The organism is Streptomyces odontomachicola (assembly GCF_039605595.1).
GTDB lineage: Bacteria > Actinomycetota > Actinomycetes > Streptomycetales > Streptomycetaceae > Streptomyces.
Genome location: NZ_JBCFOK010000003.1, coordinates 421065 through 447965, shown reverse-complemented (window position 1 = coordinate 447965; position 26901 = coordinate 421065). Strand labels below are relative to the sequence as shown.

At 72.9% G+C, this 26901-nt stretch carries 22 protein-coding genes; 12 read left to right on the top strand and 10 right to left on the bottom strand.

The window, feature by feature from the left end:
• Positions 1–19: 19 nt before the first annotated feature.
• Entirely contained in the window at positions 20–481 is a 462-nt protein-coding gene (locus ABEE00_RS07195) for a MarR family winged helix-turn-helix transcriptional regulator (RefSeq protein ID WP_345744414.1), read from the bottom strand.
• Between the two features lie 156 nt (positions 482–637).
• On the opposite strand from ABEE00_RS07195, the gene ABEE00_RS07190 reads away from it, so the two are divergent.
• The 3 genes from ABEE00_RS07190 (at position 638) to ABEE00_RS07180 (ending at position 3362) form a co-directional block, all read left to right on the top strand.
• Positions 638–1195 (top strand): quercetin 2,3-dioxygenase, encoded by a 558-nt coding sequence (locus ABEE00_RS07190; protein WP_345744413.1) that lies wholly within the window; start codon positions 638–640, stop codon positions 1193–1195.
• Entirely contained in the window at positions 1192–2088 is an 897-nt protein-coding gene (locus ABEE00_RS07185) for an alpha/beta hydrolase (protein ID WP_345744412.1), read from the top strand. Before ABEE00_RS07190 ends, ABEE00_RS07185 begins: the two co-directional genes overlap by 4 nt.
• Before the next feature lie 149 nt (positions 2089–2237).
• Entirely contained in the window at positions 2238–3362 is a 1125-nt protein-coding gene (locus ABEE00_RS07180) for an FAD-dependent oxidoreductase (protein WP_345744411.1), read from the top strand.
• A 27-nt stretch (positions 3363–3389) separates the two neighbouring features.
• Here ABEE00_RS07180 and ABEE00_RS07175 read toward each other — a convergent pair whose 3' ends face one another.
• On the bottom strand, positions 3390–4148 hold the full coding sequence (locus tag ABEE00_RS07175; protein WP_345744410.1) for an SDR family NAD(P)-dependent oxidoreductase: 759 nt from the start codon (positions 4146–4148) through the stop codon (positions 3390–3392).
• Positions 4149–4423: 275 nt separating this feature from the next.
• Here ABEE00_RS07175 and ABEE00_RS07170 point away from each other — a divergent pair, with 275 nt between their 5' ends.
• The 6 genes from ABEE00_RS07170 (at position 4424) to mmsB (ending at position 11779) form a co-directional block, all read left to right on the top strand.
• Positions 4424–5590, top strand: coding sequence for a mandelate racemase/muconate lactonizing enzyme family protein (locus ABEE00_RS07170; protein WP_345744409.1), 1167 nt, complete (start codon positions 4424–4426; stop codon positions 5588–5590).
• Positions 5587–6654: a zinc-dependent alcohol dehydrogenase gene (locus tag ABEE00_RS07165; RefSeq protein WP_345744408.1), complete on the top strand. Its 1068-nt coding sequence runs from the start codon at positions 5587–5589 to the stop codon at positions 6652–6654. The genes ABEE00_RS07170 and ABEE00_RS07165 overlap by 4 nt, the downstream gene beginning before the upstream one ends.
• Positions 6655–6778: 124 nt before the next feature.
• Positions 6779–7750 (top strand): hypothetical protein, encoded by a 972-nt coding sequence (locus ABEE00_RS07160; protein WP_345744407.1) that lies wholly within the window; start codon positions 6779–6781, stop codon positions 7748–7750.
• A complete protein-coding gene (chvE, locus tag ABEE00_RS07155; RefSeq protein ID WP_345744406.1) occupies positions 7747–8937 on the top strand; it encodes a multiple monosaccharide ABC transporter substrate-binding protein in 1191 nt (396 codons plus the stop codon). Before ABEE00_RS07160 ends, chvE begins: the two co-directional genes overlap by 4 nt.
• 47 nt (positions 8938–8984) lie before the next feature.
• Positions 8985–10556, top strand: coding sequence for a multiple monosaccharide ABC transporter ATP-binding protein (mmsA, locus tag ABEE00_RS07150; RefSeq protein WP_345744536.1), 1572 nt, complete (start codon positions 8985–8987; stop codon positions 10554–10556).
• A complete protein-coding gene (mmsB, locus tag ABEE00_RS07145; RefSeq protein WP_345744405.1) occupies positions 10553–11779 on the top strand; it encodes a multiple monosaccharide ABC transporter permease in 1227 nt (408 codons plus the stop codon). Before mmsA ends, mmsB begins: the two co-directional genes overlap by 4 nt.
• 104 nt (positions 11780–11883) lie before the next feature.
• Here mmsB and ABEE00_RS07140 read toward each other — a convergent pair whose 3' ends face one another.
• The 4 genes from ABEE00_RS07140 to ABEE00_RS07125 all read right to left on the bottom strand — a co-directional run bounded on the left by ABEE00_RS07140 (position 11884) and on the right by ABEE00_RS07125 (position 16071).
• Positions 11884–12942: a PI-PLC domain-containing protein gene (locus ABEE00_RS07140; RefSeq protein WP_345744404.1), complete on the bottom strand. Its 1059-nt coding sequence runs from the start codon at positions 12940–12942 to the stop codon at positions 11884–11886.
• Positions 12943–13133: 191 nt separating this feature from the next.
• Positions 13134–14024 (bottom strand): SMP-30/gluconolactonase/LRE family protein, encoded by an 891-nt coding sequence (locus ABEE00_RS07135; protein WP_345744403.1) that lies wholly within the window; start codon positions 14022–14024, stop codon positions 13134–13136.
• 47 nt (positions 14025–14071) lie between these two features.
• Positions 14072–14863, bottom strand: coding sequence for an IclR family transcriptional regulator (locus ABEE00_RS07130; protein ID WP_345744402.1), 792 nt, complete (start codon positions 14861–14863; stop codon positions 14072–14074).
• A gap of 290 nt (positions 14864–15153) precedes the next feature.
• A complete protein-coding gene (locus ABEE00_RS07125) occupies positions 15154–16071 on the bottom strand; it encodes a SigB/SigF/SigG family RNA polymerase sigma factor (protein WP_345744401.1) in 918 nt (305 codons plus the stop codon).
• Between the two features lie 448 nt (positions 16072–16519).
• Here ABEE00_RS07125 and ABEE00_RS07120 point away from each other — a divergent pair, with 448 nt between their 5' ends.
• The gene (locus ABEE00_RS07120; protein WP_345744400.1) at positions 16520–17314 is read left to right on the top strand and encodes a VOC family protein; all 795 of its coding nucleotides are present in this window, start codon (positions 16520–16522) and stop codon (positions 17312–17314) included.
• A gap of 129 nt (positions 17315–17443) precedes the next feature.
• Here the strand turns inward: ABEE00_RS07120 and ABEE00_RS07115 are convergent, their stop codons facing one another.
• On the bottom strand, positions 17444–18721 hold the full coding sequence (locus ABEE00_RS07115; protein ID WP_345744399.1) for a GNAT family N-acetyltransferase: 1278 nt from the start codon (positions 18719–18721) through the stop codon (positions 17444–17446).
• 299 nt (positions 18722–19020) lie between these two features.
• Positions 19021–19830, bottom strand: a complete 810-nt coding sequence (locus tag ABEE00_RS07110) for an alpha/beta fold hydrolase (protein WP_345744398.1) — start codon at positions 19828–19830, stop codon at positions 19021–19023.
• Positions 19831–19927: 97 nt separating this feature from the next.
• Between ABEE00_RS07110 and ABEE00_RS07105 the strand changes: the two genes are divergently transcribed.
• Positions 19928–20989, top strand: coding sequence for a MerR family transcriptional regulator (locus ABEE00_RS07105; RefSeq protein ID WP_345744397.1), 1062 nt, complete (start codon positions 19928–19930; stop codon positions 20987–20989).
• A gap of 24 nt (positions 20990–21013) precedes the next feature.
• Here ABEE00_RS07105 and ABEE00_RS07100 read toward each other — a convergent pair whose 3' ends face one another.
• The gene (locus ABEE00_RS07100) at positions 21014–22675 is read right to left on the bottom strand and encodes an ABC-F family ATP-binding cassette domain-containing protein (protein ID WP_345744396.1); all 1662 of its coding nucleotides are present in this window, start codon (positions 22673–22675) and stop codon (positions 21014–21016) included.
• A 270-nt stretch (positions 22676–22945) separates the two neighbouring features.
• Here ABEE00_RS07100 and ABEE00_RS07095 point away from each other — a divergent pair, with 270 nt between their 5' ends.
• Positions 22946–25066, top strand: coding sequence for an ankyrin repeat domain-containing protein (locus ABEE00_RS07095; protein ID WP_345744395.1), 2121 nt, complete (start codon positions 22946–22948; stop codon positions 25064–25066).
• A 64-nt stretch (positions 25067–25130) separates the two neighbouring features.
• Here the strand turns inward: ABEE00_RS07095 and ABEE00_RS07090 are convergent, their stop codons facing one another.
• Complete coding sequence (locus ABEE00_RS07090) at positions 25131–26753, bottom strand: ATP-binding protein (RefSeq protein ID WP_345744394.1); 1623 nt, start codon at positions 26751–26753, stop codon at positions 25131–25133.
• Positions 26754–26901 lie beyond the last annotated feature (148 nt).

Genomic DNA, 26901 nt, shown 5'->3' with positions numbered 1-26901 from the left:
GACTCCCTCTCCCCTGCGCTCATCCCAGAGTCGGCGGCTCTCCCCACGGCCGCTCCAGCGCCGCGCGCAGGGCGGTGACGGCGTCCTCGCCGATCCTCGCGGTCAGCTCCTCCTCCAGGCGGTCCAGGATGCGCCCGGCCCTGCGGTGCGCGCGTTCGCCCTCCGGCGTGCGGCGGATGAGGCGGCGGCGGGCGGAGTCCGGGTGCGGCACCTGTTCCAACAGGCCCTCGGCGACCAGTCCGTGGACCGCCTGGTGCGCCGTCTGGCGGGTGACGCCCATGCGGCGGGCCAGTTCGGAGACGGTGGTGCCCTCCTTCTCCAGTACGGCGAAGAGCCGCGCCTGCGTGGGCGAGACCCGCGTCTCGCCCTGCTCCTCCAACGTCGACAGCAGCGCCTCCTCGAACCAGCGGCGCGCGTCGCCGAAGAGCTGCGGCAGATCGCGTCCCGCGCCTCGGTGCTGGGGGCTGTCGGTGCCGGTCATGGGGTCCTCACGTGCGGAGAGCTGACGGGGCGAGCCTAGTCGCGGGGCGGCCGCGCGTGCTTGCCGCCCGCCTCCCGCTTATGTCAGGCTGCCTGACATACCCATCGGCAGCGTACCGACTCCGTACGAGGCTCCGCACGCCCTCCGGGAGAGGCCATGACCATCGAGTTCGCCACCTGCTACCGCCGTGCCTCGCGCATTCCGCCCGAGCCCGGCACTCCGTACTTCATCGAGAAGGGCGAGGGCGACCGCGCCCACCTCTTCGGCGACCTGATCACCGTCTACGCGGGCGGCGAGCAGACCGAGAACGCCTTCAACTTCTTCACGTGCGAGGGGCCGAAGGGCGACATCATCCCGGCGCACGTGCACGCCGACACGTACGAGGTCTTCTACATCACCGACGGCGCGGTGCGGCTGTTCGTGGAGGACACCGCGGGCGCGCAGCAGGAGAAGCTGCTGACCGCGGGCGACTTCGGCTTCGTGCCGAAGAACTGCCCGCACGCCTACCGCATGGAGCGGCACCACAGCCGGGTGGTCGGCGTGGCGGCCGGGCCCGGCGGCACCTTCGAGCGGTTCTTCGAGAGCCTGGGCACGCCGACCGGTGAACGGGGGCTGCCGCGGGAGCCGTACGTGCCCGAGGGCCACAAGTTCGGCACCGTTCCGCAGGAGTACGACGTGCGCTTCCTGCCCGACCACGAGTGGCGGACGCGGTGAGCGCCGCGCAGGGTCCCGGGCCCGGGGTGCTCGCGGCCATTCCCGCCCCGCACCCGGACGAGGCGCCGCTGCCGCCGGCCGCGCCGTGCGAGCCGGGCGTACGGCTGCTGCGCGGCGTCCCGTACGCGAACGTCGAGGGCTCCCGGCCGCTGGAGCTCGACCTGTGGCTGCCGGGCCGGACTGGTGATGACGCCGCAGCGGTGATCCTCTGTCTCCACGGCGGGGCGTGGCGGCGCGGCCGCCGGGAGGATCCGACGCTGCGGATGCGGGACTGGAGCCCCGGCCCCTTCGCGCGGATGGCCGCCGCCGGATTCGCCGTCGCCTGCGCCGACTACCGGCTCAGTGGGGAGGCCCGCTTCCCCGCGCCGCTGGACGATCTGCGTGCCGCGCTGCGCTGGCTGGGCCTGCGCGCCCCGGAGTTGGGGATCGACCCCGCGCGCACGGTGGTGTGGGGCGAGTCGGCGGGCGGCCACCTCGCCGCGCTGCTCGCGCTCACCGAGCCGGGGCTCGCAGGCGCGGTCCTGTGGTACGCCCCGAGCGACCTGACCACCTCGCGCGGCCCCTTCGACCCCGCGAACCCGGCGACCCCCGAGGCCCTCCTCCTCGGCGCCGCCCCGTCCGAGGTCCCCGAACTGGCCCACGAGGCGAGCCCCGTGACCCGCACACACCCCGACGCCCCACCGTTCCTCCTGCTCCACGGCACCGAGGACACGATGGTGCCCGCGTCCCACAGCGAGGACTTGGCCGAGCGCCTGCGCGAGGCCGGATCCCTCGTGGAGTTCCGTACGGTGCCGGGCGCCGACCACGGCTGGTACGGGGCGACGCCCGAAGCGGTGGAGGACGTCTTCACGCGCTCCCTCAGCTTTGCGCGGGGTGCCGTGGACATGCGCTGAGCGCCTGGTCGCGGGCCTGCCGGACCGCGATGTCCGTCGCCTGTCGGCGGCTGTCGGCCCACTGTGGGCGGCCTGTCGGCGTGGCCGTGGAGGCTTGGCGGAGATCCTGCCGGAGGCCGTCCGGCGGGCGTGCGAAGGCGAGGAACAGCATGACCACTCACGTCACGATCATCGGCGCCGGGCTCGGCGGACTCACGCTGGCCCGCGTCCTGCACCTGCACGGCATCGGGGCCACCGTCTACGAGGCGGAGGAGTCACCGGCGGCGCGTACGCAGGGCGGGATGCTCGACATCCACGACTACAACGGTCAACTGGCCGTGCGGGCGGCCGGCCTGATGGACGAGTTCCGCGGCATCGTGCTGGAGGGCCGTCAGGCCGCGAGGGTCCTCGACCGGCACGGCAACCTGCTGCTCGACCACCCCGACGACGGCGCCGGCGGCCGCCCCGAGGTACAGCGCGGCGAACTGCGCCAGATACTGCTCGACTCGCTCCCCGAGGGCACCGTGCGCTGGGGGCGCAAAGTGAGCACCGTCCGCGGGCTCGGCGACGGGCGGCACGAGGTGGTCTTCGCCGACGGCGGCACCGTCGTCACCGACCTCCTGGTGGGCGCGGACGGCGCGTGGTCCCGGGTGCGGCCGCTGCTGTCGGAGGCCGTCCCGGCGTACTCGGGCCAGGCCTTCGTCGAGACCTACCTCTTCGACGCCGACACGCGGCACCCCGCCGCCGCGAAGGCGGTCGGCGGCGGGTCGATGTTCGTGCTCGAACCGGGTGACCGGCAGATCGCCGCCCACCGCGAGAAGGGCGGAACGCTCCACACCTACGTGATGCTCAGCGCCTCGCAGGAGTGGCTGGCCCGCTTCGACTTCACCGATCCCGCCACCGCCACCGCGCAGCTCGCGCGGGAGTTCGACGGCTGGGCCCCCGAGCTGGTCTCCCTCATCACCGACGGCGACACCGCACCGGTCCTGCGCCTCCACCACACCCTGCCGGTCGGGCACCGGTGGGCCCGCGTGCCCGGAGTGACCCTGGTCGGCGACGCCGCACACCTCATCCCGCCGAACGGCGAAGGGGCCAACCTCGCCATGCTTGACGGCGCCGAGCTCGGCGAGGCGCTCGCCGCGCACCCCGGCGACACCGAGGCCGCGCTCTCCGCGTACGAGGACACGATGTTCCCGCGCGGTGCGGCGGCCGGCGAAGAGGCGGCCAACGTCCCCGACAACCTCACGCTCGAGGACCTGATCGCCTTCTTCGACTGGGAGGAGCAGCCCCGCTGAGCCGCGGGCGCGGGGGCCGGCGGCGGCTCAATGCGCGGTCAGCCCGCCGTCCACGACCAGCTCCGTACCGGTGACGAAGGACGACTCGTCGCTCGCGAGGAACAGGATCGCGGGGGCGACCTCCTCGGGGCCGCCCGCGCGGCGCATGGGCGTGCGCACGATGTCCGGTTGCCGGTCCCCTTCCTCGTCGAGGATGCCCTGGATCATCGGGGTGGCGATGACGCCGGGGTGGAGGGAGTTGACACGTACGCCCTGCTGCGCGTACTCGACGGCCGCGGTCTTGCTCAGCAGGCGTACCGCTCCCTTGGCCGCCTGATAGGCCGCGGCGGCGCCGCTGCCCACGAGGCCCAGCACGGACGAGGTGTTGATCACCGAGGCGTTGCCGGCGGCGCGCAGCAGGGGCATGGCGGCCTTCATGCCGAGCCACGTGCCCTTCTGGTCGATGTCGATGACGCGGTCCCATTCGGCTTCCTCGGTGTCCTCGATGCCGGGCCAGTCCACGACGCCCGCGAGGTTGACCAGGACGTCGAGGGTGCCGAAGCGTTCCCGTACGGCGGCGATGACCTCCTCCCACTGCCGGGCCGAGGACACGTCGAGGCGGGCGGCGAGCACGTCGGCGCCCGCGGCCTCCGCCTCCTTCGCCAGCGCGCGGAGGGGTTCCGCGGCGATGTCGGTGAGCACCAGCGAGGCGCCCTCGCGGGCGAAGAGCAGCGCGGTCGCCGCGCCGATCCCCCCGGTGGCGCCGGTGATCAGTGCGGTCTTGCCGAGGAGGCGGGTTCCAGGCATGGGGCCTCTGCTTTCTCTGTGGTGACGGGAGGGGCGGCACGGGCCGTACGTCGACCTCGTACGCGGCAACCGACCCTCCCCCCAACGCACCCCGCCCACCAGGCCCTTCGGAACCTGGGTCCGGCGCACCCACCCAGCGCGAACACGACCGCCCCCGCACGCAGCCCACGGCGAAAGCGCGACGCAACCATTGACCCGCCGCGGAACCCCTCCTACATTCACGTCAGCTTTTCGAACACTGGTCGAAATCTCGAACGTGGCGGGAGTCAACTGCCGTGCGTATCACCGGAATCAGCACCCATGTCGTCGGGACTCCCTGGCGCAACCTCACCTACGTCCAGGTGCACACCGACGAAGGGCTCACCGGCGTCGGCGAGACCCGGATGCTCGGGCACACCGACGCGCTCGCCGGATATCTGCGGGAGGCGGAGGCGAACCACATCGCGGGGTCCGACCCGTTCGCCGTGGAGGACCTCGTACGCCGCATGAAGTACGGGGACTACGGGCGGGCCGGCGAGATCGTGATGTCCGGCATCGCCTGCGTGGAGATGGCCTGCTGGGACATCAAGGGCAAGGCCCTCGGCGTCCCCGTCTGGCAGCTGCTGGGCGGCCGGGTCACCGACCGCGTCAAGGCGTACGCGAACGGCTGGTACACCACCGAGCGCACCCCCGAGGCGTACCACGAGGCGGCCCGCGCCGTGATCGCCCGCGGCTACCGCGCACTGAAGATCGACCCCTTCGGCACAGGACATCTGGAGCTGGACCACGACGCGACGCTCTACGCGGTCGGGCTGATCGAGGCGGTGCGGGACGCGATCGGGCCCGACACGGAGCTGATGCTGGAGATGCACGGCCGCTTCAGCCCGGCGACGGCGGTGCGGCTGGCGCGCGAGCTGGCCCCGTACAACCCGGCGTGGCTGGAGGAGCCGGTGCCGCCGGAGAACCTCAAGGCGCTGAGCAAGGTCGCCGACAAGGTGGAGCTGCCGGTGGCGACGGGGGAACGCATCCACGACAGGTTCGAGTTCCGCGAACTGTTCGAGAGCCAGGCAGCCGACATCCTCCAGCCGGACGTCGGCCACCTCGGGGGCATCCTGGAGACGCGCAAGCTGGCGGCCACGGCCGAGACGCACTACATGCTGGTCGCCCCGCACAACGTCGGCGGGTCCGTACTCACCGCGGCGTCCCTCCAACTCGCCGCCTGCACCCCCAACTTCAAGATCCTGGAGCACTTCAACGACTTCGCCGACGCGGAGATCAAGAAGGTCGTGCGGGGCGCGCCCGAAGTGGTCGACGGCTACTTCGCGCTGCCGGACGCGCCGGGGCTCGGCGTCGAGCTGGACACGGATGCGGCGGCCGAATTCCCGCAGCAGCAGGCCAGGTTCGACCTGTGGGCCGAGGGCTGGGAGAAGCGCGAGCCGGCCCGGGCGGGAGACACACGGTGAGCGGGCCCCACGACGCGGCAGCCCCCTCACCCCGTACGCAGCGCTCCGTGCTCGTGGAGGGCCCGCGCGCGCACCGGATCACGCACCACGAGGCACCCGAACCCGGCCCGGGCGAGGTCCGCGTCGCCGTGCACGCGGCGGGCGTGTGCGCCAGCGACCGCGAGGTGTACGAGGGGACGCGGGCGCCCGGTTATGTGCGCTATCCGGTCGTGCCAGGGCACGAGTGGTCGGGCACCGTGGACACGGTCGGCGACGGCGTGGACCCGAAGCTGACCGGCCGCAAGGTGGTGGCCGAGGGCTTCCGCGCCTGCCTGCGCTGCGACCGCTGCCGCGAGGGCAGCACGAGCCTGTGCGCCTCGGGGTACGAGGAGACCGGCTTCACCTGCCCCGGCGCCTTCGCCGAGACGCTGAACGTGCCGGCGCGGCTGCTCCATCCCCTGCCCGACGAGGCCGACTTGAGGGCCGCGGCGCTGCTGGAGCCCTCGGCGGTGTCGGCCGCCGCGGTGCTCGCGGGCGCGCCGCTGCCCGGCGAGCGGGTGGCCGTGGTGGGCGCGGGCACCCTGGGCCTGCTCGCGGCGCAGCTCCTCGCCGCGTACTCGCCCGGCGAGCTGCTGGTGATCGACCCCCGGACCCGCCGCGCGGAACTGGCACTGGAACTGGGCGCCACGCACGCGGCGGCGCCGGACGAGGAGGCAGCACCCGGACACGGCGAGGCCCCGGACGCCCGCTACGACCTCGTGATCGAGACCGCGGGCGCCCCCACCACGGCGGAGGCCGCGTGCGCGCTCGCCCGGCGCGGCGGCCGGGTGGTCCTGACCGGCATGTACGAGCCGGGCGTACGCGGCATCGATCCCCTGCGGCTGGTGACCGGGCAGCTCACGGTGCGCGGCGTGTTCGGCGCCTCCTCGGCGGCGTGGGCGCACGCGGTACGCGCGTTCTCGGCCGGGCTGCTCACCCCCTCGGCGCTGATCACCCACGAGCTGCCGCTGGAGGAGTTCGGCGCGGCGATGGACCTGCTCTCCGGCGGCGACGACCGGGTCGGCAAGGTCCTGCTCCGGCCCTGAGCAGCCACCGCGCCCCGAGCGGCCAGTGCGCCCCGAGCAGCCGGCGCGCCTTGAGCAACCCACGCGCCTTGATCAGCCAACACTCCTCCCCCACACCACATTTGCCACACCCCTAAGGAGTCCCGTGTCTCTCCCCTACCGGCAGCCAGGTGACCGCGCCCTGGGAGCGCTCGGCCTCGCCGGGCCCCCGCCGGATCCGGCCGACGCCTCCCCGTACGCCTTCCCCGACGGCGGCACCTGGCGCACCGAGATCCCGTCCTGCGAGGGGCCCGAGGTGCTGGCCGCGGTGCTCAAGGAGGCGGCCGCCCTGGAGCTTCCCGTGCACCGGATCAGCCAGGGCAGCGGCGTCTGGATGCTCACCGACGCCGAGATCGCCGAGATGGTCGCCGCGTGCGCCGAGCGGAACATCGAGCTGTGCCTGTTCACGGGCCCGCGCGGCACCTGGGACATCGGCGCGGCCACCCGTACCGACTCCGGCGGCGGCGGACTGCGGGCGCGCGGCCACGGCGCGGTAGCGGGCTGCGTCGAGGACGCCCTGCGCGCGGCGGAGTTGGGCGTGCGGTGCCTGCTCGTGGCCGACGAGGGCGTGCTGTGGACCCTGCACCGCATGCGCGCACAGGGCCTGCTCCCCGCGGACACCACGCTGAAGGTGTCCGCGCTGATCGGCCCCGTGAACCCGGTCTCCTTCGGGGTGCACGAGCAGCTCGGCGCCGACTCCCTCAACATCCCCTCGGACCTGACCCTGGAGCACCTCACGGAGATCCGCCGCGTGAGCCGGGCGCCGATGGACTTCTATCTGGAGGCGCCGGACGACCTGGGCGGCTATGTGCGGATGTACGAGGCCGCCGAGATCGTCCGGCGGGGCGCGCCGGTCTACCTCAAGTTCGGGCTCAGCAAGGCGCCCGGCGTCTACCCCTTCGGCGCCCACCTGCGCGACGCGGCGCTGGAGTCGGCGCGCGAGCGGGTGCGGCGCGGGCGGCTCGCCCTGGATCTGCTGGCCCGGCTCGGCGCCGACGGCGGCATGTCCCCGCTGGGGTCCCGGCTGCCGGGCGAGCTCCAGCGCTTCCCCCTACCGGAAGGGAACCGACCGCGATGAGACCAGGTGCAGCACGCAGTCCCCGTACGCCACTTCGCCCGCGTACACCCCGTACAGCTCGTACAGCACGTACGCGCAGCTCAACGCGCAAAGCAGCCGCGGCCCTCGCGCTCGCCGCGCTGCTCACCGGGTCGCTCGCCGCCTGCGGGCAGGAGGCGAAGGGCGGCAGCCGCTACCGGCCCGAGGCGGGCAAGGGCGGGACCGTCGGCCTGGCCATGCCGACCAAGGCGTCGGAGCGCTGGATCGCCGACGGGAAGAACATGGCGAGGCTGTTCGAGGCGCAGGGCTACAAGGCCGACCTCCAGTACGGCGACGACAAGGTGGAGAACCAGGTCGCGCAGATCGAGAACATGATCTCCAAGGGCCACCGGCTGCTGGTGGTCGCGGCGATCGACGGCCGCGCGCTCACCGACGTGCTGCGCCGCGCCAAGGAGCAGGGCGTGCACGTGATCTCGTACGACCGGCTCATCCTCGGAACGAAGGCCGTGGACTACTACGCGTCCTTCGACAACGAGCGGGTCGGCGAACTCCAGGGCCGCTATATCGCGGACAAGCTGAAGCTGGACGAGGCGGGGAGCGGCGGGCGGAAGTTCAACATCGAGCTCTTCGCGGGGTCGCCGGACGACAACAACACCAAGTTCTTCTGGGACGGCGCGATGAAGGTGCTGCGCCCGTACCTCAAGAGCGGCAGGCTCGTCGTGCGCAGCAAGCAGACGAAGATGAACCAGGTCACCACCCTGCGCTGGGACGGCGGCACCGCGCAGAAGCGCATGGACGACCTGCTCAGCAAGAGCTACGGCTCGGCGGACGTGGACGCGGTGCTCTCCCCGTACGACGGGATCTCCATCGGGGTGATCTCGGCGCTCAAGAGCGCGGGCTATGGCACGGGCGGCAAGCCGTTCCCCGTGGTGACCGGGCAGGACGCGGAGCTGGCCTCGGTGAAGTCGATCCTGCGCGGCCAGCAGACGCAGACCGTCTACAAGGACACCCGGGCCCTGGCCAAGCGCGCCGTGCAGATGGGCGACGCGGTGCTGACGGGCAAGAAGCCGCAGGTCAACGACACCAAGACGTACGACAACGGGGAGAAGGTCGTGCCCTCCTATCTGCTCAAGCCGGTCAGCATCGACAAGAGCAGCACCGACCGCCTGGTCGAGGACGGCTACTACAAGGCGGGGCAGCTCAAGTGACGGGCCCCGTGCAGTCCTTGGACGAGGGCCGGGAGCCGGTGCTGGAGATGCGCGGCATCACCAAGACCTTCACCGGCGTGACCGCGCTCGACGAGGTGTCCCTGCGGGTGCGCCCGGCGGAGATCCACGCGGTGTGCGGCGAGAACGGCGCAGGCAAGTCCACCCTCATGAAGATCCTCAGTGGGGTGCATCCGCACGGGAGTTACGCGGGCGAGGTGCTCTTCGAAGGGGCGCCCGTCCGCTTCCGGGACATCCGGGACGCGGAGCGGCACGGCATCGTGATCATCCACCAGGAGCTCGCGCTCGTCCCGCAGCTCTCCCTCGCGGAGAACATCTTCCTCGGCAACGAGAACGCCACCCGCGGCGTGATCGGCTGGGGCGAGACCCTGCGCAGGGCGGGTGAGCTGCTGAGACGGGTGGGGCTCGCGGAGCGGCCGCAGACCCGGGTCGCGGACATCGGGGTGGGCAAGCAGCAGCTCGTGGAGATCGCCAAGGCGCTGTCCAAGGAGGTGCGCCTGCTGATCCTGGACGAGCCGACGGCCGCGCTGAACGACGAGGACAGCGCCCATCTGCTCGCGCTCATCCGGGAGCTGCGCGACCAGGGCATCGCCTGCATCGTCATCTCGCACAAGCTCAACGAGATCCGCGAGATCGCCGACACCGTGACCGTGCTGCGCGACGGCCGCAGCATCGAGACACTGACGGTGCGCGAACACCCGGACGCCGACCCGGAGTTGTCGGAGGACCGCATCATCCGCGGCATGGTCGGCCGCGACCTGGGCCACCGCTTCCCGCCGCGTACCCCGTACGAGGGCGAGCGCGCCGGCGAGACCGCGCTGGAGATCCGCGACTGGACCGTGCGCCACCCCGTCGACCAGCAGCGGAAGGTCGTGGACGGCGCGTCGCTGCATGTGCGGCACGGCGAGATCGTCGGCATCGCCGGGCTGATGGGCGCCGGCCGCACCGAGTTGGCGATGAGCGTCTTCGGCCGCTCGTACGGACGGTACGCGGGCGGAACGGTGCTGGTGCACGGCCGCGAGGTGTCCACCCGTACGGTGCCGGCCGCGGTGGCGCACGGGATCGCGTACGTCACCGAGGACCGGAAGACGTACGGGCTCAATCTGCTGGACGACATCTGCCGCAACATCTCGCTGGCCGGACTGCCCGGGCTCGCCCGGCGCGGGGTGGTCGACGAGCACGCGGAGCGCCGGGTCGCTGAGCGGTTCCGGCGCTCGATGGGCATCAAGGCGCCGACGGTGCGCGAGGAGGTGTCCCGGCTGAGCGGCGGCAACCAGCAGAAGGTCGTGCTCAGCAAGTGGATGCACACCGGACCCGAGGTGCTGATGCTGGACGAGCCGACGCGGGGCATCGACGTCGGCGCCAAGTACGAGATCTACACGGTCATCGCCGATCTCGCCGCGCAGGGCAAGGCGGTCCTGCTCATCTCCTCCGAACTCCCGGAGCTGCTGGGCATGTGCGACCGCGTCTACACGATGGCGGCCGGCCGGATCACCGGCGAGACCGACGGCGCCGAGGCCACCCAGGAGCTGCTGATGCGCCACATGACCATGGACACCCGCGCCGCGCGCGGCGCCGAGAGAGCGGGGGCGCGCCCATGACCGACACCCTCACCAGGCCGCCGGCCGATCCCGGCCCCGGGCAGGACCGCTCCCCCGGCGCCCTGCTGCTGCGCACCCTGCGCGCCAACACCCGGCAGTACGGGATGCTGGTGGCGCTCGCGCTGATCGTGGTGCTGTTCCAGATATGGACCGACGGGGCGCTGCTGCTGCCCAACAACGTGTCCAACATCGTGCAGCAGAACAGCTACATCCTGATCCTGGCCATGGGCATGATGATGGTCATCATCGCGGGGCACATCGACCTCTCGGTGGGCTCCCTCGCCGCCTTCGTGGGCGCGGCGGCCGCGGTGATGATGGTGCGGCACGACATGCCGTGGGTGCTCGCGCTGGTGCTCTCGCTCCTGATCGGCGCGGTGGCGGGGGCATGGCAGGGATTCTGGATCGCGTACGTCGGCATCCCCTCGTTCATCGTGACGCTCGCGGGGATGCTGCTCTTCCGCGGCGGCACGCAGATCCTCCTCGAAGGCCAGTCCATCGCGCCCTTCCCCAAGGGCTTCCAGGACATCGCGCAGGGCTTCATCCCGGAGATGGGCCCCTACACGCAGTACCACAACCCCACCCTGCTGATCGGCCTCGCGGTGATCGTCTTCGTGCTGGTGCAGGAATGGCGGGACAGGCGGCGGCAGTTGGCGTACGAGCTTGAGGTGCTGCCCCGCGGGCTGTGGGCCCTCAAGTGCGGCGCGATCGTGGCGGCCGTGGTCGCCTTCACCCTGACCCTGGCCAGCTACCACGGCGTTCCCGTCGTCCTGCTGCTGATGTGCGCGATCCTCATCGCGCTCGGCTTCGTGATGCGGAACGCGGTGGTCGGGCGGCACGTGTACGCGCTCGGCGGCAACAAGGCGGCGGCGCAGCTCTCCGGGGTGAAGGACCGCCGGGTCACCTTCTGGGTGTTCGTGAACATGGGCGTGCTGGCGGCCCTCGCCGGCTGCGTCTACGCGGCGCGGCTCAACGCCGGCACACCGCAGGCGGGCATCAACTTCGAACTGGAGGCGATCGCCGCGGCGTTCATCGGCGGCGCCTCGATGAGCGGCGGCGTGGGCACGGTGCTGGGCGCGGTCATCGGCGGGCTCGTGCTGGGCGTGCTCAACAACGGCATGTCGCTGGTCGGCATCGGCACCGACTACCAGCAGGTGATCAAGGGGCTCGTGCTGCTGGCGGCGGTGGGCTTCGACGTGTGGAACAAGCGGAGAGCGGGAGGGTAGACCGCGCCCGTGTACGAGTGGTCCGGGCCCGTACGCGAACGGCGGCCCGCCCCGGGAGAGTTCCGGTGCGGGCCGCCGTCAGCGCGTGCGCCGTACGGCCGGGATCAGCTCCCGAAGGGCACGTCGGCCGTGGTGGCCATGCGCCGCGTGTCCTCGTGCGCGCGCACGAAGTCGCCGATGTGGCCGATGGCCTGCTGCGCGGAGGACTCGTCCTTGCCGCAGCCCTTCACGCCCGAGACGCCGTCGGGGTAGCAGGAGGCGCGGTGGCCGTAGATGAGGCCGTCCGCGTTCCCGCCGTCCTCGCTCAGGAGCTGCTGGACCGCGTCGCCGTCGCGGGCCGCGGTGGTCCAGCCGAAGGTGCTCTTGACCTCGCCCTTCTCACGCATTTCCGCGCCCAGGCGAAGCTGCTCGGTCTTCTTCTTGAGCACGGTCGGCAGGTTCAGGTTGAACAGGCCGCTGTCCATCACGCGCTGGTTGTGCGGGATGGCCGCACCGTACTGCTCGAAGCCCTTCTTCACATCGGCGGCGTCACCGCTGATGTCGACGCCCTCGCGCTTGGTCAGACCGCCCTTGGTCAGGTCCTTCCAGCCCTCGCCGCCCTGGGTGCCGCCGTAGAAGCCGTACAGCACGCGGACGCCCGCGGGCTCCAGCTTCTCGCGGGCCAGGTCGCGCAGCGCGTTCAGGGAGCACACGTGCTCCTTCGCGTCGCCGCTCTTGCAGTGGTCCGGGTTCTTGAGGTCCAGCCACACGAAGTTGATGTTCTTCCCGGCCCGGCGCTGCTCCGCGATGCGGTCGAACATCGCGCCCATGGTGTCGCCGGAGCTGGTGGGAGTGCCGTCGTGGTCGGCCCACCAGCCCTTCTTCCAGGCGGTGGCGTCGATCTCGATCGCGTTGGCGCCGTGGTCCAGCGCCTTGTTCACCCCGCCGGTGGTCAGTACGCGGTGGGCGATGGCCCACACGGGCCGCTTGTTCTGCTCCTGCGACTCCTTGTGAGCCGACTTCTCGGCCGACTCCTTCTGAGCCGACTTCTGGTGGTCCCCCTGCGCCGCGGTGCCGCCGGCAAGCGCCGACGGAGCCGCGACCAGACCCATCACCGTCGCAGCGCCGACGGCAGCCAGCGTTGTGACCCGGGCAGCCGGGCGGGTGCGGGTTCTCTTTGTCACGGTCGTCTCTCCATCCGTCCCAGTACGCGCCGCCGCCGGCTGCGGCCCTGGGGCGGCGCCGACGGCGGCGGCGTGCCGGATGCCTGATGCTCATCCGGTCTCTCGGGGTTCACGCCTGCCCACTGCCCCCGGTTCAAACCAGCCGGTAACAAAAGGTGGCGCGCACCACACGGGGACGTGGTCCCGGACTCTCACCCCGCGAAGGCCGGCTGCTCCAGCCCCTCCCCCACGCCGGGGAAGACCAGCAGCGATCCCGCCAGGGGTTCCGCGGCCGGATCGGCGGTGACCGAGGCCGTCGTCACGTACAGATCGCGCAGCCCGGGACCGCCGAAGGCGCAGGCGGTCGGGTTCTTCACCGGTACGGGGAGTACGCGGTCGAGTCTCCCGTCCGGGGTGTAGCGGCGCACCGCCGCGCCGCCCCACAGCGCGACCCACACGCAGCCCTCCGCGTCCACGGTGAGCCCGTCGGGGAAGCCCGCGCCCTCCTCGACCTCCGCGAGGGGGCGACGCCCGGAGAGCCGGCCGCCGTCCGCGCCCTCGGCGGGGTCAGCGTCCGGGTCGTGGTCGAAGGCGTCGATGCGACGGGTGGGCGAGTCGTTGTAGTACATCAGCCGCCCGTCCGGGCTCCAGCCGGTGCCGTTGCTGACCGTCACGCCCGTCAGGACCGTCTCGACGCGCCCGTCCCCGGCGAGCCGGAACAGCCCGCCCGCGCCCGGCTCCTCGTCGTACGCCATCGTGCCCCACCACAGCGAGCCGTCCGGGGCGACGGCCGCGTCGTTCCCCCGGCGTCCGGGGCGCGGGTCGCGGTGCAGCCAGGAGAAGGAGCCGTCGACGTCGTAACTCCCCACCCCGTCGCGGAGGTTGACCACGAGACCGCCGCCCACGCGGGGCTTGGCCGCGCCGACGTGCTGGCCGGTCAGCATGACCGTGCGGTTGCCCGCGCCCGGGTCGTACGTGTGCACCCGCGAGTTGAGGATGTCCACCCAGAGCAGCGCGCCGCGCGCCGCGTCCCAGGTGGGGCCCTCACCGAGCGCCGCCTGCGTGTGCACGGCCACCTCGTGCCGCGGTCCGGTGCTGCTCATGCGCGTCCCCTCTCCCTGGCTGCGTGTCTGCCCCGTCTCCCTACCCCTTACGGGGCGCCGAGGCTGCGTGCCGCACCGCGGTGGCCCAGGCGCGCGGAGAGTTCGCCCGCGCCCTCGGCGGCCAGCCGCTCCAGCTCGCCGCGGCGCTCCGCGCTCCAGCGGATGCTGGGTACGGAGATGCTCAGCGCCGCCACGACCGCTCCCGTCTTGTCCCGTACGGGCGCCGCCACGCAGCTCACATCGGGGTTGGACTCCCGCTCCTCGACGGCGACTCCGCGCTCGCGCACCTCCTCCAGTGCCTCGCGCAGCGCGCGCGGCGAGGTGAGGGAGTTGGGGGTGAGCGCAGCCAACGGGCCTTCCGCCGGCAGCCGTTGGTCGAGCTCCCCCTCGGGCAGCGAGGCAAGCAGCATCTTGCCGACGGCCGTGCAGTGCGCGGGCAGCCGCCGCCCGGCCGCCGAGACCATGCGCACCGCGTGGGTGCTGTCCACCTTGGCGATGTAGATGACGTCGGCGCCCTCCAGGAGCGCCACATGAACCGTCTCGTCGCAGGTCGCGGCCACCCGGTGGGCCACCTGCTGCGCCTCGGAGGGGAGGTCGAGCTGCTCCGCGTACCGGCTGCCGAGCTGGTACGTGCGCACCCCGAGCCGGTAACGGCCCGGCTGGTCGGGGACCTGCGACAGGTAGTTGCGGGCGGCAAGGGTGGTCAGGAGCTCGTGCACGGTCGTGCGGGGCAGGCCCGTGCTGCGGGTGATGTCGGGCGCCGAGAGCGACTCGCCCTCGTCGAGGAACAGCTCCAGTATGTCCATGGCCCGTGTGACCGCCGGCACCAGACGCCCCATGCCCCGCCTCCTCGCGTACGCCCCGCACTCCCGGGCCGAGACTCCCGGGGCCGAACCGGCTCCGTGCCTCCGGCAGTTCGGCCTGCCGAATCCCGGCCGGTATCTCGAACGCACTTTAAGCGGGGGCAGGTGGACGCGGCAATGGGCGGGCTTCGCCCCGGGGCAGCACATGAGTCCGCCCGGAGAGCTGGGCTGGGGCTCTCCGGGCGGAAACCACTCACCTTGTCGCCGGTCTCACCGGGTGTCCGGTTTCACCGGGGTCAAACACGCGGCGCACGGCTCTCTTCCCGTCACCCCTCGTCGATCTCGTCCCGCACCCTGCGGCAGGCCCGGGAGAGCAGGCGCGAGACGTGCATCTGCGAGACGCCCAGCCGCGCGGCGATCTGCGACTGCGTGAGCTCGCGGAAGAACCGCAGGTAGAGGATGTACCGCTCGCGCTCGGGCAGCTCGCTCAGCCGCTCGCGCACGGCCTCGCGGTCCACCACGTGCTCCTCGTAGCCGCCCTCCGTACCGGCCAGGAAGTCCAGCAGGCTCGACCCGTCGTCGCCGCCCTGGAGCTGCGCGTCCAGGGACAGCGAGCTGAAGCCGTGCAGCGCCTCCAGACCCAGGTGCACGTCCTCCTCGGAGAGGCCGCTGTGCGCGGCGAGCTGCCCGACGGTGGGCGACCTGTCGCCGGTGCCGAGCTCCTGCATGCTGGCGCGCACCTGGTTGCGCAGGGTCTGCACGCGGCGCGGCACGTGCACGTCCCACAGGTTGTCGCGGAAGTGCCGCTTGAGCTCGCCCGCGATGGTGGGCACGGCGTACGACTCGAAGGCGTTGCCACGCGAGGGGTCGTACCCCTCCACCGCCTTGACCAGGCCCACGGCCGCCACCTGCTGGAGGTCCTCCAGGTCCTCGCCGCGGCCGCGGTACTTGCCCGCCAGCCGGTGCGCCATCGGCAGCCACGCGGCCATCACCCGCTGCTGGATGCGGCGCTTCTCCGCGCCGTCGGGGAGCCCGGCGGCGCGCTCGAAGTCCGCCGCCGTGTCCGGCGCGTCCTCGTGCCGGCTGCGCCGGGCCGGATTCCGCGGGTCACGATTCCCCAGGTCACGCGCGGTCGCTTCACGCGCGGTCACCTCACGCGCGGTCGTCTCGTACGGGGCCGGTTCGCGCGCGGTCGTCGCGTACGGAGCCGCTGCGCGCGCGGTCGTCTCATGCGCGGTCGTCATGGGAGTCCACCCCCACTCACATCTCGGGGACGGCTCGACGGGGCGGGCTCGGCCGCCCCTCATCCGGTTCTCAGGCCCTCATCCGGTTGTCCTGGATCCGGTGCCGGGAAGCCGCGCGGACACGGCCTCCGCAAGGTCCGGACCGTGCCCCCACCATGCCATCGCAGCCGCCGTCCGGCACCCTCACGCGTGCCTGCCCGCTCATGCCGCGTCGGGCGCCCTCCGCACCGCATCCGGCGTCCCGCGCATCGGACGTTCTGCGCATCGGCCGCGGCCCCACGGGCGTGCTTTCCGCCGCGGCGGCTACGACTTCGGCACCCGTGTCTGGTGCGGCGCGCGGAGCGCCCAGCAGACTCACCGCCGCACATGCGAAATCCCGGACCCACCGGACCTCACGGACTTCTCCGACCCGGGCATCTCAGGCCCGTACCTCTCGGAAGGGGCACCCATGCTCAGCACCCGCTTCGTCACCGGCTCCCCGTCCTGGCTCGATGTGACCACCCCCGATCTCGACGGCGCGAAGTCCTTCTACCAGGGCCTCTTCGGCTGGACCTGGACCTCGGCAGGGCCGGAGGCCGGCGGCTACGGCACCTTCGCGAACGCCGGGAAGACGGTCGCGGGCATCATGCCCACCCCGGTCGAGCAGGCGGCGCCGCAGTGGACCGTCTACTTCCAGGCGGACGCGGCCGACGCCACCAAGGCCGTGCAGGCGGCCGGGGGCAAGGTCACCCTGGAGCCGATGGACGTGCTGGCGCTGGGGCGGATGGCGGTGTACGAGGACCCGGCGGGCGCCGCCTTCGCGGTGTGGCAGCCCGGCACGCACAAGGGCGTGGACCAGGTCATGGACCGCAACAGCCTGTGCTGGCTGGAGCTGTACACCACCGACACCAAGGGCGCCGAGTCCTTCTACAGCTCGGTGTTCGGCTGGGACACGGTCACCATGCCGCTGCCGGGCGGCGAGGGCGACTACACGATGGCGAACCCGGCGGGCGAGGGCCAGGAGGCCATGTTCGGCGGCATCGTCCCGCTGGACAGCGAGCCGGACGGCGCCGTGCTGGGCCCGTACTGGACCCCGTACTTCGAGGTCGCCGACGCCGACGCGACCGTGTCCAGGGCGGAGGAGCTGGGCGGCGCGGTGCGCATGGCGCCGGTCAGCATGGAGGGCATCGGCCGCGCGGCGAAGCTGACCGACCCCTACGGCGCGCGCTTCGCGATCCTGGCCAGCGCGACGAGCGGAAACTGACCCGCACACAGCGCCCGCACGCAGCGGAGCCGCACGCGCCGGAACCGCGCTCAGCCGAACCGCACGCGGCTCAGCCGCACACTCATGAGGGAGGCCGGACACCCGGCCTCCCTCCCCGCGCGCCGCGTCCTAGACCGGCCGCTCGTACACCCGGTAACGCCGGATGACCTGCGCGCCGATGCGCCGCAGCACCGCGTTGCCCTGCCGGTTGTCCTCCAGCACCCAGGACGCCTCGCCGGTGCGGATGCCCGCGCGCTGGGCCGCGCGCGAGAGCTCCTGGTACATCAGCAGCTCCAGGCCCCGGCCGCGGTGTTCGGGCAGCACGCCCAGTGCGGCCAGCCGGGCGCGGTCGACGTGCCGCTGGGCGCGCAGATACCGCAGCAGCCCGGTGGGCAGCCCGCCGTGCACGAGGCGGCCGTCGGCGGCGGCGAGCGCGGGGGCGATGTCGGGAACGGCCAGCGCGAAGCCCGCGGGCTCGCCGGCCACCTCGGCGATCACGACCAGCTCGGGGCGTACGACCCGCCGCAACTTGCGCGCCCGCAGTGCGAATTCCCGCTCGCCGATCGGGGTGAAGCCCCAGGTGCCGTCCAGCGCCGTGTTGTACAGGCGCCGCAGCAGGGCCGTCTCCTCCCCGTACCGGCTCATGTCGAGGGGGCGCACCCGCAGCGTGCCGTCGCGCTCCACGCGCGCGGCCGCGTTCCGCAGCCGCTGGTCCTCGTGCAGGGTCGTGGGGAACTCCCAGGCCAGCAGGTCCTTCGCCGCGGTGTGCCCGGCGGCGTCCAGCAGGCCCGGGTAGTACGCGGGGTTGTGCGGCATCAGGACGGCCGGCGGGCGCTCGTAGCCGTCGACCAGCAGCCCGCACGCGTCGTGGGTGGTGAACGAGACGGGCCCGAGCATCCGTTCGAGGCCACGCCCGCGCAGCCATGCGGCGGCGGCCTCGCTGAGCACCCGCGCGGCCCCGGCGTCCTCGGCGCATTCGAAGAGCCCGAAGAAGCCGTCGCTGCCGCCGTGGTGGCTGTTGTGGCGCGGGTCGTCCACCGCGGCGATCCGCCCGATGGGCCGCCCGTCGCGGCGCACCAGGAACAGTTCCACCTCGCCGTGTTCGAAGAACGGGTTGGCGCGGCGGTCGAGCAGCCGCCGCTGCTCACCGCGCAGCGGCGGCACCCAGGTGTCCGCTCCGGCGGGGCCTCGCGCCGCGCCCCCCGCCACGCCTCTCTCCGCGCCGCCGGGCGCCGGGACGAGGGGTTCCGCCGCGCGGTCCGCACCGGGGTGCTCCGCCGCCCGGTGCCGGGTGTGCTCCCCGTACAGCCGGTAGGGCAGTTCCAGGAACTCGGCCCTGTCGGTGCGGCTGCGTACGGGGGCGATGGTGAGACCTGTGGAGCCGGTCGTGGGGGTGAGCAGTGCCATGGGCTTCCTTTGCGGACGACGGTGTCTGGGTCCGTGTGCGAGTCCGTGAGGGGAGATCGGCGCTCAACGCGGCCTCCTGTTCGAGGACTTGGCCTGCTAACGAGGAACGAGCGGGCAGATAACGCAGGATGCCCGCGATGTCCATCTATCTCGGTCACAACGCGTACCACTCGGGCCTGTCGTCGCTTGCGGGGGCGAATACGGAGGTAAGGTCCGCTGCCCACACTCGGCAGACGGACCATCCCCCTTGGTTCCCCCGTCTTCTGGTTTCCGCGTATTCCCCAGCGGCCGCCGCGTTCCTAGGCGGCCGCCGCCGGCGCGATCCGGTGCCCCTCCCCCGCGATCCCGCGCAGCAGCACGTCCGTCAGCTCGTCCGGCGCGGAGAGCATCGGCCAGTGGCCCGTGTCGAGTTCGAAGAAGGTCGCGCGCGGGTCGGTGAGCGGCCGGAACCGCGGCGCACCGGTGGCCACCAGCTCCTCCACCATGGCGAGCGTGGTCCCGTTCCCCGTGCAGAAGATCCCGGTCAACGGCAGCTTGACCTCGGGTCCTTCCAGCCGCAGCGGCTGGTCGAAGGTGCGCAGCGGCTGCGGCGCTGCACGGCGCGCCAGGCGCTCGACCACATCGGCCGGGACGTCCCCGGTGTTCCCCGCGGTGCGCCACTCCTCCAGGGTCGGCGGGGGAACGAGCAGGTCGGCCCGCCGCGCGCCCTCCGCGGCGTGCCCCAGGATGTGGGCGCGCGCCTCCGGGTCGGCCATCTGTTCCCGTACCTGGTCCAGCATCGAGCGCCCGTCCTGCGGCAGCGCCGCGTCCAGGTAGACGGTGTGCACGACCCGTCCGGGGCGCCGGTCGGCCGCGCCGACGACCGGGTAGATGCCGTAGCAGTGGCCGACGAGCACCACGTCGGGCTCGTCCACGTGGTCGATGATCTGCACCAGGTCCTCGATGTGGGTCTCCAGATCCGTGCCGGGCCCCGCCAGGTGGCGCCGGTCGCCCAGGCCCGTGAGCGTCGCCGGGTACACCTCGTGCCCCCGCTCCCGCAGCGCGGCCGCCACGTCCCGCCACACCCAGCCGCCTGTGTGTCCGCCCGCCACCATCACGAACGCCGTCATGAACTCCTCCTCGCACGCCGTGGTCACCGCGCACGCCCAAAGGGGGCGTCCGCGCTCGCCGGTACGCTAGGAACTCCCCTTGAGGGAGGTTCAAGAGGTGTCTCCTGACGGTCTGCTGAGCATCGGTGAGCTCGCCCGGCACGCGGGCGTCACGGTCAAGACGGTCCGCTTCTACTCCGACAGCGGCCTGCTCCCCGAGGCCCGCCGCAGCGCGGGCGGCCACCGCAGGTACGGGGACGCCGCGCTCGCCCGGCTGCGGCTGATCCGCTCGCTGCGGGCCCTGGACCTGCCGGTTCCCGAGGTGCGCCGGGTGCTCGCACGCGAGGACGCGCACGGCGCCGAGGCCGCGCAGGACGTCTTGGAGAGCGCCATCGCCGGTCAGTTGCAGGAGCTCGGCCCCCGGCTGACCGCCCTGCGCTGGCGCGAGGCGGCGCTGCGGCTGCTCCGCGACTGCGCGCCGGAGGAACGCCCCGAGCGCCTGCGCCTCATCGGCGCGCTCCCCACACCGCCCGACACGAGCGCGCTGGAGCGCTTCTGGCGCCGGGTGCTGCCGCCGCGCATCCCCCGCCGCCAGCTCTCCGTGCTCCTCGACGCGGGCATACCCCGGCTTCCTGACGACCCCTCGCCCGCCCAGGTGCTGACCTTCGCCCGGCTGTACGCGCTCGCCACGGACACGGCCCGCACCCCCGACATCCTGGTGCCACCACCACCCCCGTACGACCGTGTCTGCCGCACCGGCGCGCTCTACGACGGCCTGATCGAGGCGTACGGCATCGCCCTGCCGCTCCTCCGCTCCGGCCGCCCACCACACCCCGGCGAGGCGCTGGACTGCTTCGTCGCCGCACACGCCGGCCTGCGCGGCACCCGCGACACCCCCGCCTTCCGCCGTGACCTGAACGCCTGGCTCACCCGCATCGCCGACCCGACGCTGGAGCGGTACTTCACGCTGGCGACCGAGCTGGGCGAACCCGGGGGCGGGCTCGGGGCTGGACCTGAGGCCGGGTCAGGTTCAGGGTCCGACTCCGGGGGCGGGTCCGGGTCTGAGCCCAGGTCTGAGTCCGAGTCCGGCTCCGGCGCCGGGCTGCGGGAGCCGACGTTCGGGTCGATCGACGTGTGGCTGCAGACGGCGCTGGACGAGCAGGTCGCGACGCTCGGCTAGGTACACCCGGTGGGGGCTTTTCGATCACCGCGCGGGCGGTGCCGGCTCCAGTCGCTCCCAGTGCGCGACCTCCCTCCTCAGCCGGCGGTCGTGGGTGGCCAGCACGACCGCAGCGCCGGTCTTCTCCAGCGCCTCGGTCAGCTCGTCGACCAGGGTGAGGGAGAGGTGGTTGGTCGGTTCGTCCAGGAGCAGTACGTGTGGGCGCGCGGCCAGTGCGAGGGCCACGTCGAGCCGCCTCCGCTGCCCCACGGACAACTCCCGTACCGGCCGCTCCAGATCACACCGCTCCAGCAGCCCCAGCGCGCCCGGCTCCACGGCCTCCCCCTCCCCCAGCCGCCCCGCCCAGACGAGGGCCGCGACCCGGTCCTCGTACACCTCGCGCGCTAGGCGCCGCCCCGCCTCGGCCGACTCCTGCGAGAGCAGCTCGATGCGCGCTCCGGGGGCATGGTGTACGCGGCCCGCGCCGGGCTCCAGACGCCCCGCCAGCACGGCCAACAGGGTCGACTTTCCCGCTCCGTTGGGGCCCGAGACAACCAGCCGCGACCCGGACTCCAGCGTCACGTCGGCCGGGGTGTCCAGCCGCCCGGCGACCGCCACGCCCTCGGCGCGTACCAGTGTGGCGCCGGGCCACGTGGGCAGTTCCGGCATGTGCAGGCTCAACGGCGGTTCGGGCACGGTCACTTCGTGCCGGGCCAGCTCCTCGCGCCTGCGGTGCACGGAACGCACCAACCCCGGCGCACGCGTGGCGCGCGTGTGCTTTCCGGTGCCCTTGGCCGGGCGCCAGCCGGAGAGCAACCGGTCCTGTGCGGCAGCCAGTTGGCCCGCCAGGCGGTCGGTCTCGGCCTGCTGCCGCGCGTACTCCTCCTCCCAGCGCCTCCGGCTCGCCCCGCGACCGGCCGCATAACCCGCGTACCCGTCGCCGTACACGGCCGGCCGCCCGTTCCTGCTCGGGTCGAGATCGATGATCGACGTGGCCACGTCCTGGAGCAGCGCGCGGTCGTGACTGACGACCACCACGCCGCCCTCCCACTCCCGCAGCCTGCGGGTCAGGAAGTCCAGTCCCGCCTGGTCGAGGTGGTTGGTCGGCTCGTCCAGCAGCAGGAAGTCGCCGGCCGCGCCGAGCAGGCAGGCCAGGCGTACGCGGTAGCGCTGCCCGACCGACAGCGGCTCCAGCGGCCGCGACCTGTCGGAGACCGCGCCGAGTGCCTCCAGCCCGACGTCGACGCGCCGGTCCGCGTCCCAGGCCCGCAGGGTTTCCGCGGCCTCCAGGGCTTCCCGATACGCCTCGGCGGCGCCGGGACGTTCCTCGGCGAGGTCCGTCGCGCTCGCGTCGAGCGCCGCCAACGCCGCGCGTACGTCGGCGAGGTGGGTGTCGACGACATCGCCGACAGTGCGGCCGTACGCCGCCATCTCCTGTTCCACCCCGCCCAACGTGCCCACCCGGCGCACGGTTCCCGCATCGGGGGCGAGCGCTCCGGCGAGGACCTGGAGCAGGGTGGATTTGCCGCGCCCGTTCTCGCCGACCACGCCCCAGCGGGAGCCGGGCACGACGGTCATGTCGACGCCGGTGAGAACGGGCCTGCCGCCGCGCGCGAGGTGCACGTCGGACGCGATGAGCTGCGCGCGGGCGGGCAGGGTGAGGGAGCTGCCGGTGGCGGAACTGCCTGATTCGGCAAGGGGGTTCATGATTCTCCAACTTCCTTGTGGGACGGGAACGCGCGAAGCGGCAGCCGCATGGGGCCGCCGCGCGTCCGCCTGTCACAGGAAGTAGAAGAAGGTCATGGGGACACCTTAACACGTCGCGAGACGCAGCGTCTCGCTGCGCGTCTCGCAGGGCTCTCACCAGGCACTTCGACCCGTTGTCAGTGGCGGCGTCTAGCGTCGTGGACGGTGGCTCGGAGACGACGGGCACACGAGTGCAGGACGCGCACAGAACGAGGACCAGGGGGATGCAGCATGGGGTTCTTCGACGGCTTGGCGCCGGCGGACGCGGACGCTGACCGCGGAGGGGGCGAGGAGCGCGGAGAAGGCGAGGAGTTGGAGGGGGCCGGGGTCGGGGCTGGTGCTGGGGATCGAGCTCGGGCACCGCTGCCCGCGTGGTCGCCCGACTGGCAGGGGCCGCCGAGCGCGTGGTTCCTGCCCGCGATGGTGCCGGACGGACGGGAGGTGGGTGCGGGCGACGGAGTGCGCGTGCTGCTCGCCGGTACGTCGGTGTGGCCCGGCGCGCTCACCCTGCACCTGGCGGTGTTCAGCCGCAGCCCGCGGGTGGCCGCGCCACCGAGAGAGAGCGCCGTGCTGTGCGGCTTCGGGCCCGTGACGAGACAGCACGCGAGGAGAGGGCACGTGCCCTTCGGTGAGCGCTTCTTCCTGCCGTACGGGGGCGAGCACGGGCCGAGGGTGGGGCTGCTGCTGTCCGACAGACGACGGGTGACGAATCTGGATGCGGTGCGGCCGGTGGATGCGGAGCAACCGACGGATCACCTCGACTCCGGGGAAGGCACGGCGCTCCAACACGACGTGGGCGGACAGCCGTTGACGTTGCGTCAGCTCCAGCAGCTCGACGGCGGTTATTCCGGGCGCCTCGGGCTGCACCTGTCCGCACTGCCGCCCGAGGGGCCGCTGACGCTGGTCGTGGAGTGGCCGGAAGAGGGCCTACGGGAAACCCGCACCGCGCTGGACGCGGGCATGCTCCGGGCCGCGGCTGCGCGGGCCGTGGAGGTATGGCCGGACCTGGATCCGGTGCCGGACGAGGAGCTCCAGCGCGGGATGGTGGGCTGGTCCGAGTACGAACAGGGCGGCCCGGCCGGCGCCACGGACTTCGGCGGTCCGCTCGCCCCCTTCGGCCCGTACCCGTCCCCGGGGCCGTGGGAGGACAACCCCGTGGTGGGTCCCGCCGCTGCGTACGCGGAACGGCACGTGCTCGCGGGGCCGGGACCGTTCGGCGGGGTCGCGTCCTTCGCGGGCCTCAGGTCGTTCGACGAGACCACGCCGTTCGCCGACCACGGCTCACCGGACGCGTACCGGCACATCCCGCTGGACGATCACGACCCCGACCCCGTGCGTGGGCCGGACGAGGCGCATGAGCCGGACGACCACGAAGAGGCGCGGCCGGGCGAACCCCGCGCCGACTGGCAGCGGTTCGGCTCCCGATCCGACTGGCACGACCTGGACCGCGTCCGCGCGCGACTGGACGCCGGCGCTCCCGTGGACGTGCCGGAGGGGACCCCGCCTGAGGAGTGCCCGCTGCACCAGGCCGCCGAATACGGCAGCGCCGAGGTGGTCGCCGAGCTTGCGGCCCGCGCCACCAACCTCGACGTGCCCGACGAGTGGGACCACACGCCGCTGTGGACCGCCGTCCTCCACGGCCGCGCGGCCACAGCAGCCGTGCTGCTCGCGGCAGGAGCCGATCCGGTCCGCCCGGTGATGGGCGGCTGGTCGGCGGGACGGCTGATACTCGCCTCCCCCTTCGCCCCGTATGCACAACACCTCGTCCGCTCCGGGCGGTTGGAAGCCCTCACCGGGGCCGAACTCGCCCGGGTGGAGGAAGCCCGGCGGCTCGCGGAGGTGTTCGGCGAGGAGGCTCACCTGGAGGGGCCCGGCATCACCTTCGTCGGAGGGCTGGACGCCGACGAGGCCGTGCGCCGCCTCGGGGCGCGGGAGTGCGAGCCGCCGGAGGACCCGTTCGAGCCGGAGCCCGGGCAGATCGGCGTGGTGCCGGTGGAAGGCGGCTGCGTGCTGGTCCAGCCGGACAGTTTCGAGATCACACGGGCGGAGTCGCTGACTCCGCTGTCCTCCTCCGGCGCCTCGGCGTACGGCGTGTTCTTCAATGCCAAGAGCGGCCCGCAGGGCGGGTTCGCGCACGACGGGGTGTACGAGCATGACGACCGGGTGGGCCTTGAGCCCAGCACGGACGATCCGCCGGAGCGCGTGCTGCTGCGCTATCTCTACGCACAGCACGACTCGGCGGGCGAACTCGGCTACGGGTGCGCCATGGCGGGGATACGCCCCACCCGGGCCGAGGCCGAGGAGATGCTGGGCTCACCCCGCCGCTGGGTGGAGGTGCCGCGCTGGGGCTGACCCGCGCCCGCGGTACGGGGTGAGCGCGCCGCCACGCCGCCGGGCCACGGCGTGGCGGCCCAGGTCAGCGGTGTCGCCGGAGGGGCCGGTAACTCGCCGAGTAGCGGACGGACCCACCACGGACCGGGCCGGCGCCGCCCCCGCCCTCCTCACCGCGTTCGCCCTCGTCTTCCTCATCCATGTCGAAGTCCTCGGCGCCCTCGGCGTCTTGATCGCCGTCCTCGTCCTCGTACGCCTCCTCGTCATCCTCGTCCTCGTACGCGTCGTCCTCGCCCCGCACGCCCAGCAGGCGCCGGGTCAGGCGGTCGTTGTCGCCGAGGAGTTCGTCGAGCGCGGCGGACAGGTCGGAGGGGGTGGGAGTCTCCTCGTCGCGCTCGGCGGCGAAGAGGACGGTGCGGCGCACGGCCTCCTTGGCGAAGGAAGCGGTCGTGCCCTCGGTCCGGCGCACCGCCTCCGCCACGGCGTCCTCCGGCAGGCCGAGGCGCCCGCCGTAGAGGGCGAACAGCGCGCGCCGTGCCGCGGCGTCGGGCAGCGGGATCTCCACCGCCATGTCCACCCGGCCCGGGCGCTGTGCGAGGGCGGGTTCGAGCAGGTCGGCGCGGTTGGTGGTGAGCAGGAAGGCGACGTCGGCGTCGTCGCCGAGGCCATCCATCTCGTTGAGCACCTGGAAGAGCAGCGGCTGCTCGTCGTCGCTCAGGTCCCGCGCCTCGGCGACCAGATCGCAGTCCTCCAGGACCACCAGCGCGGGCTCCAGCATCCGCGCGAGGGCGCAGGCGGCGCCGACGAACCTGATGGAGGTGCCGGACAGCACGATCACGGTGAACTCCGGCAGCCGCGCGAGCAGATACCGCACGCTGTGCGTCTTGCCGGTGCCCGGCGGCCCGTACAGGAGCAGTCCGCGCCGCAGGTGCTGGCCGTGTGCGAGGAGCGTGTCGCGGCGGCGGGCCACGCCCACCACCTGGCGCTCGATGCGCTCCAGCAGCCCGAAGGGCAGCACGATGTCCTCGCGGCCGAGGCCGGGACGCGCGTGCAGCTTGAAGGGGCCGACCCCCTCGCTGAAGGGGCTGCCCTCGAAGGAGATCACCTTGCCCCGGAAGACGTTGTGCTCCCGCATGATCCCGCCCAGTGCGGCCAGCATCGCGCGGGCGTGCTCGCGGGTCGGCGCGAGGACCTCCAGCTGCACCTCGTTCTCGCCGTAGCAGTCCTCGGGGCCGCGGAGCAGCACGGCATAGGGGTCGACGCCGTCCCAGCCGAGGTAGAGGCCGAAGGCGACGACGGCCAGTTCCTCGTCGGCGGAGACCGGTACGTAGGCGTAGTCGACGGTGCCGAGCTGGACGTTGCCGAACTGGTCGGCGGATTCGACGAGTTCGGACAGCGATTCCATGCGCCGGTTCTGGCCGGCGATGCCGAGGAGTTCGTACTCGCGCTCCTCCGCGCCGAACCAGCGCTCCAGCGCCAGGTGCACGTTGGCGTGGTCGTAGTGCGGATAGCGAGCGCGCACCACGGGCACGTCGACCGGTTCCCTGCCCAGGTGCTCGCGCAGCCGGGCGATCAGGGAGCGGTCCGAGTCGGGGCGCCGGGATCGGAGGGACTTCTCCAGGAACTCCCTGAACAGCTCCCCGAATTCGGAGAGACGGTCGGTGCGGTCGGGCGGGGCGTAGGGTCCGCCCGCGGTTGCTCGTGCCACGGAAGTCCGTGCGTCGCGCGAAGCCCGTGCGTCATTCATGGCGATGGCTCACTCCCCCGGAACTCCAGCGGATCACCCGGCGGATTCCCCGGTGATGCTGTGGTCACCGCGCACGGTAGTGCCCCGCAGGGCCCTCGGACGAGGTGTT

Coding starts and splice junctions, on each gene's coding strand:
- ABEE00_RS07195 (WP_345744414.1), bottom strand. CDS start 481: ATGACCGGCACCGACAGCCCCCAGCACCGAGGCGCGGGACGCGATCTG.
- ABEE00_RS07190 (WP_345744413.1), top strand. CDS start 638: ATGACCATCGAGTTCGCCACCTGCTACCGCCGTGCCTCGCGCATTCCG.
- ABEE00_RS07180 (WP_345744411.1), top strand. CDS start 2,238: ATGACCACTCACGTCACGATCATCGGCGCCGGGCTCGGCGGACTCACG.
- ABEE00_RS07175 (WP_345744410.1), bottom strand. CDS start 4,148: ATGCCTGGAACCCGCCTCCTCGGCAAGACCGCACTGATCACCGGCGCC.
- chvE (WP_345744406.1), top strand. CDS start 7,747: ATGAGACCAGGTGCAGCACGCAGTCCCCGTACGCCACTTCGCCCGCGT.
- mmsA (WP_345744536.1), top strand. CDS start 8,985: ATGCGCGGCATCACCAAGACCTTCACCGGCGTGACCGCGCTCGACGAG.
- mmsB (WP_345744405.1), top strand. CDS start 10,553: ATGACCGACACCCTCACCAGGCCGCCGGCCGATCCCGGCCCCGGGCAG.
- ABEE00_RS07135 (WP_345744403.1), bottom strand. CDS start 14,024: ATGAGCAGCACCGGACCGCGGCACGAGGTGGCCGTGCACACGCAGGCG.
- ABEE00_RS07130 (WP_345744402.1), bottom strand. CDS start 14,863: ATGGGGCGTCTGGTGCCGGCGGTCACACGGGCCATGGACATACTGGAG.
- ABEE00_RS07125 (WP_345744401.1), bottom strand. CDS start 16,071: ATGACGACCGCGCATGAGACGACCGCGCGCGCAGCGGCTCCGTACGCG.
- ABEE00_RS07120 (WP_345744400.1), top strand. CDS start 16,520: ATGCTCAGCACCCGCTTCGTCACCGGCTCCCCGTCCTGGCTCGATGTG.
- ABEE00_RS07115 (WP_345744399.1), bottom strand. CDS start 18,721: ATGGCACTGCTCACCCCCACGACCGGCTCCACAGGTCTCACCATCGCC.
- ABEE00_RS07110 (WP_345744398.1), bottom strand. CDS start 19,830: ATGACGGCGTTCGTGATGGTGGCGGGCGGACACACAGGCGGCTGGGTG.
- ABEE00_RS07100 (WP_345744396.1), bottom strand. CDS start 22,675: ATGAACCCCCTTGCCGAATCAGGCAGTTCCGCCACCGGCAGCTCCCTC.
- ABEE00_RS07095 (WP_345744395.1), top strand. CDS start 22,946: ATGGGGTTCTTCGACGGCTTGGCGCCGGCGGACGCGGACGCTGACCGC.